Origin of the sequence: Rhizobium leguminosarum (assembly GCF_010668065.1) — a bacterium.
GTDB classification, from domain to species: Bacteria; Pseudomonadota; Alphaproteobacteria; order Rhizobiales; family Rhizobiaceae; genus Rhizobium; species Rhizobium leguminosarum_S.
Genome location: NZ_WUEN01000014.1, coordinates 1 through 14,523 on the forward strand (window position 1 = coordinate 1; position 14,523 = coordinate 14,523).

15 protein-coding genes are annotated in these 14,523 nt (G+C 62.0%); 9 read left to right on the plus strand and 6 right to left on the minus strand.

Features of this window, described 5'->3' with window-relative positions; genetic code table 11:
• Nucleotides 1–48: 48 nt before the first annotated feature.
• Nucleotides 49–522: a ProQ/FINO family protein gene (locus tag GR198_RS28815; protein WP_164069917.1), complete on the minus strand. Its 474-nt coding sequence runs from the start codon at nt 520–522 to the stop codon at nt 49–51.
• A 275-nt stretch (nt 523–797) separates the two neighbouring features.
• Between GR198_RS28815 and panC the strand changes: the two genes are divergently transcribed.
• Nucleotides 798–1,745 (plus strand): pantoate--beta-alanine ligase, encoded by a 948-nt coding sequence (gene panC / locus GR198_RS28820; protein ID WP_164069918.1) that lies wholly within the window; start codon nt 798–800, stop codon nt 1,743–1,745.
• On the plus strand, nt 1,742–2,563 hold the full coding sequence (gene panB, locus GR198_RS28825; protein WP_164069919.1) for a 3-methyl-2-oxobutanoate hydroxymethyltransferase: 822 nt from the start codon (nt 1,742–1,744) through the stop codon (nt 2,561–2,563). The genes panC and panB overlap by 4 nt, the downstream gene beginning before the upstream one ends.
• A gap of 21 nt (nt 2,564–2,584) precedes the next feature.
• Here the strand turns inward: panB and GR198_RS28830 are convergent, their stop codons facing one another.
• Entirely contained in the window at nt 2,585–3,499 is a 915-nt protein-coding gene (locus GR198_RS28830; RefSeq protein WP_164069920.1) for a hydrogen peroxide-inducible genes activator, read from the minus strand.
• A 142-nt stretch (nt 3,500–3,641) separates the two neighbouring features.
• On the opposite strand from GR198_RS28830, the gene katG reads away from it, so the two are divergent.
• On the plus strand, nt 3,642–5,831 hold the full coding sequence (katG, locus tag GR198_RS28835) for a catalase/peroxidase HPI (protein WP_164069921.1): 2,190 nt from the start codon (nt 3,642–3,644) through the stop codon (nt 5,829–5,831).
• Nucleotides 5,832–6,149: 318 nt separating this feature from the next.
• On the opposite strand, the gene GR198_RS28840 is transcribed toward katG, so the two are convergent.
• A complete protein-coding gene (locus GR198_RS28840) occupies nt 6,150–6,707 on the minus strand; it encodes a DUF3299 domain-containing protein (protein ID WP_164070058.1) in 558 nt (185 codons plus the stop codon).
• Between the two features lie 436 nt (nt 6,708–7,143).
• Nucleotides 7,144–7,602 (minus strand): SgcJ/EcaC family oxidoreductase, encoded by a 459-nt coding sequence (locus GR198_RS28845; RefSeq protein ID WP_164069922.1) that lies wholly within the window; start codon nt 7,600–7,602, stop codon nt 7,144–7,146.
• A 191-nt stretch (nt 7,603–7,793) separates the two neighbouring features.
• On the opposite strand from GR198_RS28845, the gene GR198_RS28850 reads away from it, so the two are divergent.
• From GR198_RS28850 to GR198_RS28865, 4 genes are all read left to right on the plus strand, one after another.
• The gene (locus GR198_RS28850) at nt 7,794–8,921 is read left to right on the plus strand and encodes a sensor histidine kinase (protein WP_164023476.1); all 1,128 of its coding nucleotides are present in this window, start codon (nt 7,794–7,796) and stop codon (nt 8,919–8,921) included.
• The gene (locus GR198_RS28855) at nt 8,918–9,580 is read left to right on the plus strand and encodes a response regulator (protein WP_164069923.1); all 663 of its coding nucleotides are present in this window, start codon (nt 8,918–8,920) and stop codon (nt 9,578–9,580) included. Before GR198_RS28850 ends, GR198_RS28855 begins: the two co-directional genes overlap by 4 nt.
• A complete protein-coding gene (locus GR198_RS28860; protein WP_164069924.1) occupies nt 9,577–11,499 on the plus strand; it encodes a sensor histidine kinase in 1,923 nt (640 codons plus the stop codon). Before GR198_RS28855 ends, GR198_RS28860 begins: the two co-directional genes overlap by 4 nt.
• Nucleotides 11,500–11,569: 70 nt before the next feature.
• Nucleotides 11,570–12,037 (plus strand): response regulator, encoded by a 468-nt coding sequence (locus tag GR198_RS28865; protein WP_029874570.1) that lies wholly within the window; start codon nt 11,570–11,572, stop codon nt 12,035–12,037.
• A gap of 51 nt (nt 12,038–12,088) precedes the next feature.
• On the opposite strand, the gene GR198_RS28870 is transcribed toward GR198_RS28865, so the two are convergent.
• Nucleotides 12,089–12,556, minus strand: coding sequence for a nuclear transport factor 2 family protein (locus GR198_RS28870; RefSeq protein WP_029874569.1), 468 nt, complete (start codon nt 12,554–12,556; stop codon nt 12,089–12,091).
• A 137-nt stretch (nt 12,557–12,693) separates the two neighbouring features.
• Between GR198_RS28870 and GR198_RS28875 the strand changes: the two genes are divergently transcribed.
• Nucleotides 12,694–13,065: a winged helix-turn-helix transcriptional regulator gene (locus tag GR198_RS28875; protein WP_029874568.1), complete on the plus strand. Its 372-nt coding sequence runs from the start codon at nt 12,694–12,696 to the stop codon at nt 13,063–13,065.
• Between the two features lie 12 nt (nt 13,066–13,077).
• Here GR198_RS28875 and GR198_RS28880 read toward each other — a convergent pair whose 3' ends face one another.
• Nucleotides 13,078–14,046 (minus strand): zinc-dependent alcohol dehydrogenase family protein, encoded by a 969-nt coding sequence (locus tag GR198_RS28880; protein ID WP_164069926.1) that lies wholly within the window; start codon nt 14,044–14,046, stop codon nt 13,078–13,080.
• 53 nt (nt 14,047–14,099) lie between these two features.
• Between GR198_RS28880 and GR198_RS28885 the strand changes: the two genes are divergently transcribed.
• A complete protein-coding gene (locus tag GR198_RS28885; RefSeq protein ID WP_029874566.1) occupies nt 14,100–14,516 on the plus strand; it encodes an acyl-CoA thioesterase in 417 nt (138 codons plus the stop codon).
• The last annotated feature ends 7 nt before the right edge of the window (nt 14,517–14,523 follow it).

A 14,523-nucleotide genomic window follows, 5' to 3' on the forward strand; every position in this document is an offset into this window, starting at 1 on the left:
CCCCCGGCCCCCGAAAGCTCTTTTATTGAGGAAAGCTGTCATCCTGCTCTAGCCGGCGGCGTTCCTTTTGCCGAGGAGAGCTGCGCGGATCTGTTCGCTTTTGCTCACCAGGGGAGCGGGAACCGGTGCTGTCTGCTCGGACGCGTCGGCTTTTCCGGTGGTCTGTTTGAGGCTCAGGAAGCGTTTTTGCGCGACCAGCCGGTCTTCGGACGACAGTGGTTCGACAGGTTCACCGTCAAGACTATGGCGCATGGAATCGGGCTGGGCGCTGGCGAAATAGTAGCGCCGGCAGTGGACATAGGCCGCGGTCGCTCGCCTGAGCGTGGTGACGCCGGCATCGGGCTTCAAGAGCGGGCGGAGTTCGTTGAAAAGGCCGACGGCAAAAGGAAGGACCGGATCACCCGCCTTGGCCGGAAGGACGCCGACCGGCCGGATCAACAGCACATTGATCGCGTTTGCCTTCTCCACGTCGAACTCGGTTGCCGCAATCGGTCCGCGGCTGATCTTCCAGGGCTTGTCCATGCGTCCTCCATGTAACGTCCATAGCGATCGACTGTGATGGTATCTTGACGGACAGGGCGAGTAACGGAAGTCGCACATCGTCGGTTCCACTGCAAGCAGGTGAGACGCGCAACAGCAGCCAAGTGACGAAAATCCGTTCCCCAGGGCCGATATGGTCCGGTGTCATCGGCTGGCGTTTCATCTAATCGTTTTTATCGAGGAATATGCATTGACCTGCCGCATCGATTACACTTCTTATCCGCGCCCAAGATGGAGTGACCGGCCAGGGAGGATATATGCGGGTTTTCTCGAGCATTGACGAGCTGCGCCACACGCTCGATGCGCTGAGGCGGCAGGGGCGAACCGTTGGCCTTGTTCCGACGATGGGCTATCTCCATGCCGGTCATATGGAGCTCGTCTCGCGCGCTCGCGCCGAGAACGACATCGTCGTCGTCTCGATTTTCGTCAATCCGCTGCAGTTCGGCCCGGCGGAAGACCTCAGCAAATATCCGCGCGATCTGGAACGCGACGCCGCCATGCTGAGGCAAGCCGGCGTCAATTTCCTTTTTTCGCCTGGCGTCGAGGACATGTATCCCCGCCCGATGTTGACCGTCGTCGACGTTCCCGATCTCGGGCGCGAACTCGAAGGGGCGGTACGGCCTGGGCATTTTGCCGGCGTCGCCACTGTCGTCTGTAAGCTTTTCAACATCGTGCAGCCGCAAACCGCCTATTTTGGAGAGAAGGATTACCAGCAGGTCGTCATCATCAGGCGCATGGTGGACGATCTAGCCTTGCCGGTGCGCGTGATATCGGTGCCGACGGTCAGGGACAGCGACGGCCTCGCATTGTCGTCGCGCAACGTCTATCTCAGCGACGCGGAGCGGCGTGCCGCGGCGATCGTCCCTCAGACCCTTGACGAGGCCGAGCGTCTGGTTGCCGACGGCCTGAGCGATCCGGTGGAACTCGAGGCAAGGCTCACGGCATTTCTTGATCGCGAGCCTCTGGCAAAGCCCGAGGTCGTCGCCGTCAGGGATGCCGCAACGCTGCAGCCGGTCACGTCGATCGCAGACCCTGTCGTCGTGGCGCTCTTCGTTCGGGTCGGCTCGACGCGGCTGCTCGACAACAGGGTTGTCAGTAACAACAGGGTCGTCAGTAACAACCGAGTTGTCGGAGACAACCGGGTTGTAGGGAACAAGAGGGTTATCGGCGGGCAGAGCTTGCCGGGCAAGGGAGTGACCAGATGAGCGCGGCCGGAATTCAGAAGCGCATTACGCCAACGCGCATCTCAGCCATGAAGGGCGGCAAGCCGATCGTCTGCCTGACCACCTATACGACGCCCATGGCGCGGCTGCTCGATGAGCATTGCGACCTCCTGCTGGTCGGGGATTCGCTCGGCATGGTGCTCTACGGCATGGAGACCACCATCGGCGTCACGCTCGATATGATGATCGCACACGGCAAGGCGGTGATGCGCGGCGTCGGCAAGGCCTGCGTCGTCGTCGACATGCCGTTCGGCACCTATCAGGAATCCAAGGAGATTGCCTTCCGCAACGCTGTCCGCATCCTGCAGGAAACTGGCTGTGATGCCGTCAAGCTGGAGGGCGGCGAGGAGATGGCCGAGACCATCGCCTTTCTAACCAAGCGGGGGATTCCGGTTATGGGCCATATCGGCCTGATGCCGCAGCAGGTCCAAACCGCAGGCGGTTATCGATCTGTCGGCCATTCCGAACACGAGACGTCGAAGATCCGCCGCGATGCCCACGCCGTTGGCGGCTCCGGCGCCTTTGCCGTCGTCATCGAGGGCACGGTGGAGCCGCTCGCCCGGGAGGTGACGGCCGCCATGCACGTTCCGACCATCGGTATCGGCGCTTCTTCCGCCTGCGACGGTCAGGTTCTGGTTTCCGACGACATTCTGGGTCTCTTCAACGATTTCACCCCGCGCTTCGTGAAGCGCTACGACGAACTCGGCAAGAGGATTTCAGCAGCCGCTGCGGCTTATGCCGACGAGGTCCGATCGCGACAGTTTCCGGCAGCGGAGCATACGTTCAAACGGCGATCTTGAGGCGAGGCCATATCAGATCCATCACCGGGCGGCATACTGTTCGCGCATGCTGTCGGCCGACCGGCGAACCGCCTCGGAAACCTGCTGGAGCTGATTGGCCATCGGTGTCGAATTGCGCCAGATCATGCCGATCGTTCGCGACGGCTGCGGAGACTGAAAACGGGAGATCGAGACGTGCGCCGAGCGCGTTTCGAGGGGAACGGCCATCTCGGGAATTAAGGTGATGCCGATACCGGCGCTGACCATCTGGACCAGGGTGGAGAGAGAGCTACCTTCCATGACTTCCCGGGGACGGGCCTGCCCTATCTTGCAGAACGACAAGGCCTGATCGCGGAAGCAATGGCCTTCCTCGAGCAGCAGCAACCGCATTTCGCGCAGCGCCTCGCGTTCGGGCACCGGCTTACCCTCGTCTTCGGGCCGCCGAACCAGCACGAACTCTTCCTTGAAGAGCTCGAGTTCTGCTAGGGAGGGTTCGGACACGGGCAAGGCAACGATTGCCGTGTCCAGCTGGCCTTGCGCCAGCTCGTGAACCAGCTTCGACGTCTGCGTCTCGCGCACCTCGATCTGGATGCCGGCAAAGCTCCTGTTCAGATTGTTGATGATCGCTGGCAACAGATAGGGCGCAATCGTCGGGATGATGCCGATGCGTAGCCGCGTCAGAAAAGGATCGCGCGCGGCACGCGCCAGATCCGCCAGTTCGTCGACGCCACGCAGGATATCGCGGATCCTGAGTGCGACGCTTTGGCCGAAGGCGGTCAGCTTCACCTCACGCGCGTTGCGCTCAAAAAGCTCACCGCCCAACTCTTGCTCAAGTTCTTTGATCTGCATTGACAATGCCGGCTGGGAGATCGCACAGGCGTCGGCGGCACGTCGGAAGCGGCCGTCTCTAGCCAGTGCTTCAAAATAACGTAGCTGTTTCAGGGTAAGGTTCTTCATAAGTTTAGCTTATCGCAACGATCAGTAAATCCAACTTAAATTTATTACATGCTTCCGATATGAAGGCTGCAAGGGGAGAGTGGGCGCCAGCTCGGCTCATCTTTTTTACGCGCAGACAGATCAAGCAATGAAGGAGACGATCATGGACAACCCCACTGACAGCGCAGGCAAATGTCCTGTGCCACACGGCAATACGCCTCGCAGCAGCCGATCCAACCGCGACTGGTGGCCGGACCAATTGAACGTGCAGATTCTTCACCAGAATTCCGGCCGCGCCGACCCGCTCGGCCAAGCCTTCGACTATGCCGAGGAGTTCAAGAAGCTCGATCTCGACGGCCTGAAGAAGGATCTTCACGCGTTGATGACGGATTCGCAGGATTGGTGGCCGGCCGATTTCGGTCACTATGGCGGCCTGTTCATCCGCATGGCCTGGCACAGCGCCGGCACATACCGCATCACCGATGGCCGCGGCGGCGCCGGGGCTGGCCAGCAGCGTTTTGCGCCGCTCAACAGCTGGCCTGACAACGTGAACCTCGACAAGGCCCGCCGCCTGCTGTGGCCAATCAAGCAGAAATACGGCAACCGTATCTCCTGGGCTGACCTGTTGATCCTCACCGGCAACATCGCGCTCGAATCCATGGGTTTCAAGACCTTCGGCTTCGCCGGCGGCCGCGCCGACGTCTGGGAGCCGGAAGAACTTTACTGGGGTCCTGAGGGAACCTGGCTGGGTGACGAACGCTACAGTGGCGAACGCGAACTGGCAGAGCCGCTTGGCGCCGTGCAGATGGGCCTTATCTATGTCAACCCGGAAGGCCCGAACGGCACCCCGGATCCGCTGGCATCCGCCCGCGACATCCGCGAAACCTTCGCCCGTATGGCGATGAACGACGAAGAAACCGTGGCGCTGATCGCCGGCGGGCATACCTTCGGCAAGACCCATGGCGCTGGCGATCCGTCGTTTGTCGGTGTCGACCCGGAAGGCGGCGAGCTCGAAGCTCAGGGCCTGGGCTGGACCAGCAAGTTCAACACCGGCGTCGGTCGCGATGCCATCGGCAGCGGCCTCGAAGTGACCTGGACCCAGACGCCGACCCAGTGGAGCAACTACTTCTTCGAAAACCTGTTCGCTTTCGAATGGGAGCTGACCAAGAGCCCGGGCGGCGCGCATCAGTGGCAAGCCAAGAACGCTGAAGCCTCCATTCCGGATGCCTACGACGCCTCGAAGAGGCACCTGCCGACCATGCTGACCAGCGACCTCGCGCTGCGTTTCGATCCGGTCTACGAGAAGATCTCGCGCCGCTTCCTCGAAAATCCCGACCAGTTCGCCGACGCTTTCGCCCGCGCCTGGTTCAAGCTGACCCACCGCGACATGGGACCGAAGGTGCGCTACCTCGGCCCGGAAGTTCCGGCCGAAGACCTGATCTGGCAGGATGTGATCCCGGCCGTCGACCACCCGCTTGTCGACGACAAGGACATTGCCGACCTGAAGGAAAAGGTTCTCGCCACCGGCCTCACGGTGCAGGAACTCGTCTCGACCGCCTGGGCGTCGGCCTCGACCTTCCGCGGCTCCGACAAGCGCGGCGGCGCCAACGGCGCGCGCATCCGCCTTGCCCCGCAGAAGGACTGGGACGCCAACCAGCCGACGCAGCTCGCCAAGGTCCTCGGCGTTCTCGAAGGCATCCAGAAGGAATTCAATGCTGCCCAGACCGGGGCCAAGAAGATCTCGCTCGCTGACTTGATCGTTCTCGCTGGAGCTGCCGGCGTCGAGAAGGCGGCAGCGGCCGGCGGCAACGCCGTCAGCGTGCCCTTCACGCCGGGCCGCACGGATGCTTCCGAAGCCCAGACCGACGCGCATTCCTTCGCAGCACTTGAGCCGCGCATCGACGGCTTCCGCAACTATGTGAACGGCAAGCGCCATCAGTTCATGAAGCCGGAAGAAGCACTCGTCGACCGCGCCCAGCTCTTGACGCTGACCGGCCCCGAGATGACCGTCCTCGTCGGCGGCCTGCGCGTGCTGAAGGCAGGCGACCCCGAGCAAGGCGTCTTCACTTCGCGTCCCGAGACGTTGACGAACGACTTCTTCGTCAACCTGCTCGAGATGGGCACGCAGTGGGTTCCCCTCGCCGGCAAGGAAGGCGTCTATGAAGGCCGCGACCGCAAGACCGGCGCCGCCAAGTGGACCGGCACCCGCGTCGACCTGATCTTCGGCTCGCACTCGCAGCTTCGCGCCTTTGCCGAAGTCTACGGCCAGGCCGATACCAAGGAGAAGTTTGTGAGGGACTTCGTCGCGGCCTGGACCAAGGTCATGAACGCCGATCGTTTCGATCTCGTCTGATCGACAGCATTTCGCCCGGGCGCAGTTTCGGCTGCGCCCGGGCATTTTTTCATCGGAGACCGGACTGCCGCCCGACCGTCCAGTCCTCGACAGTCTGATGCTCGATTGGGCGGCCACTACCCCTCCTCCGTCATCCCTGTGCCCTCAGTGCTTTGCCCGAGTGATGTCACAGGGATCCAGCGCGTCCAAGTCCTTGGGCGCGAGAGACTTCCTTGCTTTGATAAGAGTCATTCACCGCGCAGACGCGCGGTGGCTGGATTCCTGTGACGTCCCTCGGGCCAAGCACGAGGAAGGGAATGAGGCACCGTCTCGGGGCTTTTAGCGAGGCAGAATGCCGAAAGGCGAAAGTGACAGCAGATCGGGATCGGTCGTCGCCGTTACTGTCGCTACCTGGGCATGGCTTATGCTGTAGCCGTAGGTGAGGACGCGGTCACCGTCGATCATGAAGAATTGCGCCTGGTCCAGGCCGGGCCGCAAGGTACCCGTCACGGTGACGGTCTCGTACATTCTTGCCAGGTGCAAAGGCTCTTCCGGAACGACACGAACCAGTTGGTTGGGCGGAGGGGAAGGCATGTGGCTGCAGGCTCCGGCCCAAGGCACCAGCATGAATTCGTAGACAAGATCGCCATCCTGGTCGATCGGCAGAACGAAGCCCGTCAATTCGATCGGATGTTCCTCGCCATGCCAGGCGAGTGTTTCGCCCTGTGGGCCGCTTACCGCCTTGCCCGACAGCGGCACTGTTGCTTTGGCCTGTTCGGCCGGCCGCAAAGCGCTCCAGAAGATAGGCTGCGCGGCAGCGAAGGCGTTAGAAATTGGCCATGCGGAACAAAATGCCAGCGCCGCGAACGTCAGGAGGAAAGGTTTGTGTTTCATCATTGCATCTCCATCGGGCCGGCCGCTTTGACCACCTTGCCGCTGCCGCATGGATGCTACTCTCGATTCCGCTTAGCCGTCAAAGCTTCGGGCGCGGACTACTCAGGGCTCTGTCGGAACAAGGAGAGGATATGCCGTGGCCACCCCCCTCTGCCCTGCCGGGCATCTCCCCCACAGGTGGGGAGATCGGCTGGACGCACCCGTTTCCCCAAACAATTGGCGTTGCAGCACAGCGAAACCGTCGAGGATCGATAAGTTCAAGCCACTTGTGATCTCCCCACCTGTGGGGGAGATGGCCGGCAGGCCAGAGGGGGGCTTACACGGTATGCCCTCTCTTTCGTCATGTTCGAGCCCTCGACGACCGAGTGGTTGGCAGTCAGGAGACCCCGCGTGGGGTGAACGTGGGATCTCCCTGCCGGACCGGCGGGCTGATGAAGCCTTACTTCTCCGGCATCATCGAAGAGTGGTGCGACGTGATCAGCCAGGCGCTATCCTTGAACTCATAGGTGTAGGTATAACGGGCCGGCACTTTCGAACCGTCTTTCAGGGTGAAGGTGTAGGTGCCGGTGTCGACGGCCCAGTTGCAGCCGATCTTGACGTCGCGGCTATCGATATGACCCTTGGGCTCATTCGCCAGGAAGTGCTCGAAATAATCGATCCGTTCCGCCTGGGTCAGGCGAGGCTTGTCCGACAAGGTCGCGAGAAGCACGGAGTCCTCGCTGTAGTTCTTGGCGACCTCCTGGGGGCTCAGCGTCGCGAGTGAGGTATTCCAGCGGTCGAAGAGCTTGGCGATTTCTGCCTCGCTTGTCGGCGCACAGGTTGCGGTTTCGGTAGCCGCCGCAGCCGACTGGACCTGAACGAAACCGAGAACGAGGGCGGCAGCAATGATGGTACGCATTTTGACTTTCCTATGTAGCGGTTCCGGCGGACATCGCATCGGTCGACCGCATGACCAACATCTAAGGTGCCCGATGCCGCCGCCCCATCTGCCGGGTGGCTCTGATCGGGTCTGCCGAATGGCATAGATGACATTCCCGCCGGAATGACTATCGTGCCGGCGTCATTCATATCGGAGCAGTCCCGTCAGGCATGAACCACGATACAGGCGCGACGCATTCGCCGAACGTAACGGAATTGAAGGCCCTTTACCGGGCAGCGGAAGCGCGCGCAGCTCGTCTGCGCTTCATCATCGAGGCGCGAAACCTGCTTGACGCACGAACTTTCGAAGCGGCTGCTCAGGAGGTTCTGTCCCGTCTTGCCGACTTCGCGGGGGCATCCTTTGCCGAGCTCGTTTTCCCGTCCTCGCCGGAAGAGCGGTCTGTGCAGCTGACGGTCGGCAAGTCGACGAGCCCCGGAAGCGACGGCATCGTGTTTACCTCGCAAGACGGCTCCGGTCTCTGCCTGACGCTGATCGGTCCGTTGAGGGGGCGCGGCGTCGATGCCGACGATCGGCAGACATTGGAGGTGGTGGCGGGACAGCTCGCCGACGCCTACAATCTCAATCGGCAGGCAGCGGAAAACCAGGCGCTTCTCGGCGATCTCCAGCGGCAGCGAAGTGAACTCGCGGCCCTTGTCTCGCAGCTGATACAGGCGCAGGAGCAGGAGCGGAAGCGGGTGGCGCTTGATCTTCACGACGGCTCGGCGCAGCTGGCTGCAGGCCTCAGCTATCGCCTGCAGGACCTTGCGGCCCGCATCGGCGAGACGCATGTCCTGAAGCCCGAGATCGACCAACTCGCTGCACTGGCGCGCCATTCCGTTGCGGATCTCAGGGCTGCCATCGCCGATCTTCGCCCGCCCGAACTCGATGATCTCGGTGTCGCCGCTGCGCTGCGCACGCGTCTCGATGCGATCGACGGTCTCGAAGTGATCGCCGACCTCGATGCCGCCTCCGACCGCTGGCCGACATCGACCGGGATCATCTTCTATCGCGTCGCGCAGGAAGCGATCACCAATGTGATCAAGCACGCCGAGGCGAGCCGCTTGGTCGTGCGCCTCTTCGAGGACGGCAAGGGCGAAGCGCATCTCGAAGTGATCGATGATGGCAAAGGCATCGGCGAGTTGCGGCATCCTCAGGTGCGGGGCGGGCAACTCGGCATCGTCGGCATGCGTGAACGGCTGGCGCTGCTCGGCGGCCGGATCGAGATCGGGGCCGGGTCTTCGGGCGGCACGCATGTCCGCGCCGCAGCACCGCTTGCGCAGGAGACGAGATCAGAATGACGGCATCCATCCTTGTCGCCGACGATCATGACATCGCCCGCGCAGGTCTTATCGCCATGATCGGCGGCGAAGACGATTTTCATATTGCCTGGAACGTGCGCGATGGCGTCGAAGCGGTGGAGGCCTGTACGCTGCACAAGCCGGATCTCGCGCTCCTCGACATCCGCATGCCGCGCATGGACGGCCTCGCCGCGACGAGGGAGATCCGGCGCGTGTCGCCGGGAACACGCGTCATGATCATTACGATGCATGACAGTCTCGACTATCTGGAAGCGGCGATCGAAGCAGGCGCCACGGGCTACCTGCTCAAGGACGCCAGCCGGGAAGACATTCTCCGCACGATCCGCCGTGTCCTTCAGGGCGACGCCTTCTTCGACGGTCCGCTCGTCGCAAAACTACTGCGCCGCGCCGCCACCAAGCCGCAGACCAACAGCAGCGCTCTGGAGACGCTGACGATCCGGGAGCGCGAAGTCCTGTCGAAGGTGGCCGAGGGCCTGACGAACAAGGAGATCGGCCGGGCCCTGAAAATCTCACCTGGTACCGTGAAGATCCATGTCGAGCGCATCATCGGCAAGCTCGGCGCCGGCGACCGGACGCAGGCCGCGGTCATGGCCGTTCGCGGCGGGCTGGTCGCAACATCCCGGGAAGAAGAGCCGTGACCCTGCGTTTCGCCGATCTGCCGCTGAGGGCGAAGGGCATCGTCATCATCACCGTGCCGCTGGCGCTGCTGCTTGCGGCTCTTGCTTCCGTCTTCGTGGCCGACCGGCAAAGCCGGATTGCCGAGGATCAGGTGCGGGTCACGCTCGAGATCCAGTCGGGCATTCAGGAGATCCATGCCTCGATCGCCGAAGCGGCCACCGCGATGCGCGGTTATCTGCTGACCGGCAGAACCGATTTTCTCGATCCGTTCAACCGGGCCGAGGACAGGTTGCCCGTCGTGCTCGACGAGGTCGGCCGGCGATTGCGAGATGACGAGCAAAAGAGCCGCCTCGAACGCATCCGCAGCCTCGTCGTCGCGAAAGTCGATCGTCTCCAGCTCCTGAAACAGGCCGACATCCTGCGCGCCGGCGGACGCGAGGACCTTGCGGCCAAGCTCATCGAGGGCAAGCAGGTCCTCGATGTGCTGAGACAGGAAATCGACGCGATGAGCCGGCGGGAAGCGGATCTGCTTCACGCGAGGACCGAGGCGGCGGACCGGGTTCGCACTCTGTCACGAAGCCTGATGATCGCCGCCGGCTTCCTTGGTTTTGCCGGCGCGCTCGTCGCCGTCTTCCTGTTTTCGGCAAGCATCGTGCGCCGTGTGCATGCGCTGAAAGCCGAGGCGCATCGGCTGTCGCAAGGCGAGGTCGTGACGGTGGCGGATCCCTTCCGCGATGAACTCGGGAGCCTCGGACAGGCGCTCGAGGATGCGAGCGTGCTTCTGAAAAAGCGCGAGGCTGATCTGACCGAGAGCGAGGAGCGCTTTCGGCAACTGGTCGAAGGCGTCAGCGACTACGGCATCTTCGGGCTCGATACTTCAGGACGGGTGATAAGCTGGAATGCAGGCGCCGAGCGGATCACCGGTTATGGCGCCGAGGAAATCGTCGGGCAGCATTTTTCCCGCTTCTATCCCACGGAAACCAGGGACACATTTCCGGCAGAAGAGCTTGCCGAAGCAGCCCTTCGCGGACGCACCGAAGCGGAAGGCTGGCGCGTTCGCAAGGACGGGTCGCAATTCTGGTCGCACGTCGTCGTGACCGCACTCCATGATGAGACGGGCCGGTTGCGCGGCTTTTCCAAGATCACGCGAGATATTACCGAGCGCAAGCAAATCGAAGAAGCCCTGCTTGCCGCCCGTGAGGATGCGATCCGTGCGAGCAACGCCAAGAGCGAATTTCTGTCGCGCATGAGCCACGAACTGCGCACGCCGCTGAATTCCGTGCTCGGTTTCGCGCAGCTTCTGGAAATGGACGTCACCGACGCCGAGTCCAGGGAGAGCGTCGCGCAGATCTTGAGGGCCGGCCGGCATTTGCTCAGCCTCATCGACGAGGTTCTCGACATGGCGAGGATCGAGGCCGGGCACATGGATCTCGCTGTCGAAGCACAGCCCGTCGCCGAGGTGATCGATGAAGCCGTGTCGCTTGCAAGACCGCTCTGCGGCAAGCAGCAGATCACGATCGAGGTCGTCGAACCGGTCGAGCCGGATCTTTCGGTGCTCGCCGACCGGCGGCGTCTGCTGCAGGTGTTCCTCAACCTCCTCTCCAATGCGGTGAAATACAATCGCCCCCAGGGAAGCGTAACCGTCAGCCACCGCGCGATGGATGACGGCCGTATCCGCATCGAGGTCAGCGATACCGGTCCCGGCATTCCGGCCGAACGCGTCTCCCGGCTTTTCACCCCGTTCGATCGGTTGGGAGCGGAACGGATCAGCCAGGATGGAACCGGTCTCGGGCTCGCGCTGTCGAAACATCTGACAGACGCCATGGGCGGAACGCTCGGCTTCAGCAACCGGGAAGGCGGCGCCACTTTCCACGTCGATCTGCCACGCACGCCTGCAGCGGTAGAGGCAAGACCGGTTGCGATGGGAAGCCCGCCGTAAAGGCATCGCCTTTGATTTGGCCGCGCCGCTTGATATCAGTTCGGCATCGCTTCAACGAAATATTGGGTCCATGACAGATTCTACCGATATCGTGCGCCGATCGACGATCCTGATCGTCGACGACGAGCCCGCCAATGTCTCGCTGCTGGAGCGTATCCTCAAGCGCGAAGGCTTTACGGCGCTGATCAGCACCACCGAGCCGCGCGAGGCCTTGCGGCTCTTCCGCGAACATCCTGTCGATCTCGTTCTTCTCGATCTGATGATGCCCGATCTGGACGGTTTCGCCCTGCTCGAGACCTTTGCGAGGCTCATCCCGGAAAACAGCTATCTGCCGATCCTGGTGCTCACTGCCGATGCGACCTTGCCGACGCGCCGGCGCGCACTTTCTCTCGGCGCGAAGGATTTTCTGACGAAGCCGTTCGATGCGATCGAGGCCATCCTGCGCATCTTCAACCTCCTCGAAACCCGCATCCTGACCCTGGAGCTTGCCAAACACGGGCTGACAACGCCGAAATCGGAGCGTCCCCGGATTGATTGATGCGGATCGCGCCGACAATGGGGGCCAGCTGGGAAGCCGGCCCCACCCAACTCAGAACATGGTGTTCTTGTTTGCCGCCTCTTTCGGAACGGCCTGGATCACGTCCCAGTGCTCGACGATCTTGCCGTCCTTGACGCGGAAAATATCGACGATCGCCTGGCCGAGGTCGCCTGCGCCGTTCGTCGCGTGCACATGCAGCCAGACCAGATCGCCATCGGCGGCGCTGCGGACGATCTCGGCCCGCGACTGGGCATTGTCCTTGAAGAAGCCGGTGAAGAAGGAAATCAAAGGCTTCTTCCCATCGGGAACTTGAGGATTGTGCTGCCGGTAGTCATCGGCGACGACCGAGGCGGCCTCGATATCGTGCTTGTTGAAGAACCTGTCGTAGAATTCCACCACCAGCTTCCGGTTGGCTTCCTCGATCTTCAAATCCCGCGAGACGGATTCAGCAAAAGCGGCGGCCGGCGCGGCGACACCTGCCAAAATGACGAGTGCGAAAAGCGATTTCCCGAATGTCATGCATCAAGCTCCTTGGTATGGATTCGCGATCTAGTCTAGAAAGCAGACTATGAGAGCTGGTCTATGAAACCTCGACATGCCTAGCAAGAAGGCACGTTTTGGTGGCAAGGTCAGCCGACGATGACCGAGGACGGAGCATGCCCAAGGAAACGGACGAGCCGAAACAACAGCCCGGGGCGGGATGCCCGATCAGAGGCGTGCTCGATCGTATCGGCGATCAATGGAGCCTGCTCACCCTCGAGGCACTGGAAGGCGGAAAGAAACGCTTCAACGAGCTGATGCGCGAGATTGGGGACATCTCGAAACAGATGCTCTCCAAGACGTTGAGGCATCTGGAGCAGGACGGCTTCGTGCGGCGCACCGTCTATCCGGAGGTTCCGCCTCGTGTGGAATACGAATTGACGGAGCTGGGGCGATCCTTCCTCATCCCCATGAAAACCCTGATCGGATGGGCCGAGCGGAACCACCCGGCAATCACTAGCGCGCGGCAGCGACACGAAAAGGCCTAGTGACCATGTTCGTCACGCCAGCAGAACCTTGCCGCCCGTTCGCAAGGGAAGCGCGGACTGCAGGGCTTGCCGGACCTTTTCCAGGGGGAATACCTCCCGTATCTCGGTCTCGATGACCTTCGAAACGATCTGCGCGGCGATCTCGGAATAGGCCCGCTGGACGTCGCCCATAGCTTGCGAATGAACCCATTCCCGGAGGTGACAATAGGAAAAGGCGATATCGGGATGGGAGGCCCAGAAGGAAGCCGGAATGCTTTGGCCCGAAAGCAGGCCGTAATGCACGAAATGCCCGCCGGGCTTCAGCGCATCGGCGAGGGTCGCGGCGCGCGTACCTCCGACGCAATCAAGCACCGCGTCGAGCCCATGCCGGCCGGCGAGCCCGGCAACCAGATCGCTTTCCTCCCTATCGATGATGATAGCCTCGACCCGGCCGCGCAGGCGCTCAAGTGATCCTTCGCTGCGGACGATGGCGACCGGTTCCACGCCTGCCGCGTTGGCGAGACCGATCAATATCGCTCCGATCGAAGAGGCGGCGGCATTGATGACGATGCGCATGCCCGGCCTCAGTCCGATCTTGGCATGCAGCATCAGCCAGGCCGTCATCGGATTGACGTAGCTCGTCGCAGCTTCGAAGTCGGTGAGCTCGTCTGGAACACGAAGGCACCAGCCGGGATCGGTATCCTTGAATTCCTGCCAGCCACCGGCGCTGCGCACCGGCAGCACGCGTGTTCCCGGGGAAAGCCCATGAACCTCCTCGCCGCACTGTTCGACTACGCCGAACACTTCGAAGCCGGGAATGAAGGGCAATGTCGTGCGTCCGCTATAGGCTCCTGATATGGTGATGATATCGGACGGGTTGATCGCCCGCGCCAGCAGGCGCACCCTCACCTGGTCGCGCCGCAGCGGCGGCAGCGGCGCCTGCTCGAGCTCGACGACATCTTGAGCCGGGCCGAATTTTCGCACGACCGCCTGATATTGCATTGCATCCCCCACACACTGCGGTTAGATCACCCCGTCGAATTTTCGGTGATCGAATGAGCGTTGACGACAGGCCTTTAGCATCGTTCCGGGTCTCGATGCGAGACATCGACATCTATGGTCATGTCCACAACTCCCGTTATCTCGACTATTGCGAGGATGCGGTCGTCGAGTTCCTGCGGCAACGGCAAATTCTCAGCCATTTCCGTCACACCTCCTCCGGCGTCGCCTATCACGTGAAAAAGGCGGAGATCACCTTTCACAGCCCGATCGATCTTGACGATGTTGTCGAGGCAAAGGTGGACGTGGAGAAAATCGGGCGCACGAGCCTGTCCTTTGCCATAGAACTTTTTCGTCAGCGCGATGGCGCCCATTGCGCATCGGCGCAATTCGTCTGGGTCTGCGTCGGCCTCTCCGACAGCCGCCCGACGCCAATCCCCGAAGCGACCAGAGCGGCTCTGTCTCCCGGCTGATTGCCGA

Coding starts and splice junctions, on each gene's coding strand:
- GR198_RS28855 (WP_164069923.1), top strand. CDS start 8,918: ATGACGGCATCCATCCTTGTCGCCGACGATCATGACATCGCCCGCGCA.
- GR198_RS28865 (WP_029874570.1), top strand. CDS start 11,570: ATGACAGATTCTACCGATATCGTGCGCCGATCGACGATCCTGATCGTC.
- GR198_RS28845 (WP_164069922.1), bottom strand. CDS start 7,602: ATGCGTACCATCATTGCTGCCGCCCTCGTTCTCGGTTTCGTTCAGGTC.
- katG (WP_164069921.1), top strand. CDS start 3,642: ATGGACAACCCCACTGACAGCGCAGGCAAATGTCCTGTGCCACACGGC.
- GR198_RS28840 (WP_164070058.1), bottom strand. CDS start 6,707: ATGATGAAACACAAACCTTTCCTCCTGACGTTCGCGGCGCTGGCATTT.
- GR198_RS28870 (WP_029874569.1), bottom strand. CDS start 12,556: ATGACATTCGGGAAATCGCTTTTCGCACTCGTCATTTTGGCAGGTGTC.
- GR198_RS28815 (WP_164069917.1), bottom strand. CDS start 522: ATGGACAAGCCCTGGAAGATCAGCCGCGGACCGATTGCGGCAACCGAG.
- GR198_RS28880 (WP_164069926.1), bottom strand. CDS start 14,046: ATGCAATATCAGGCGGTCGTGCGAAAATTCGGCCCGGCTCAAGATGTC.
- panB (WP_164069919.1), top strand. CDS start 1,742: ATGAGCGCGGCCGGAATTCAGAAGCGCATTACGCCAACGCGCATCTCA.
- GR198_RS28850 (WP_164023476.1), top strand. CDS start 7,794: ATGAACCACGATACAGGCGCGACGCATTCGCCGAACGTAACGGAATTG.
- GR198_RS28885 (WP_029874566.1), top strand. CDS start 14,100: ATGAGCGTTGACGACAGGCCTTTAGCATCGTTCCGGGTCTCGATGCGA.
- panC (WP_164069918.1), top strand. CDS start 798: ATGCGGGTTTTCTCGAGCATTGACGAGCTGCGCCACACGCTCGATGCG.
- GR198_RS28875 (WP_029874568.1), top strand. CDS start 12,694: ATGCCCAAGGAAACGGACGAGCCGAAACAACAGCCCGGGGCGGGATGC.
- GR198_RS28830 (WP_164069920.1), bottom strand. CDS start 3,499: ATGAAGAACCTTACCCTGAAACAGCTACGTTATTTTGAAGCACTGGCT.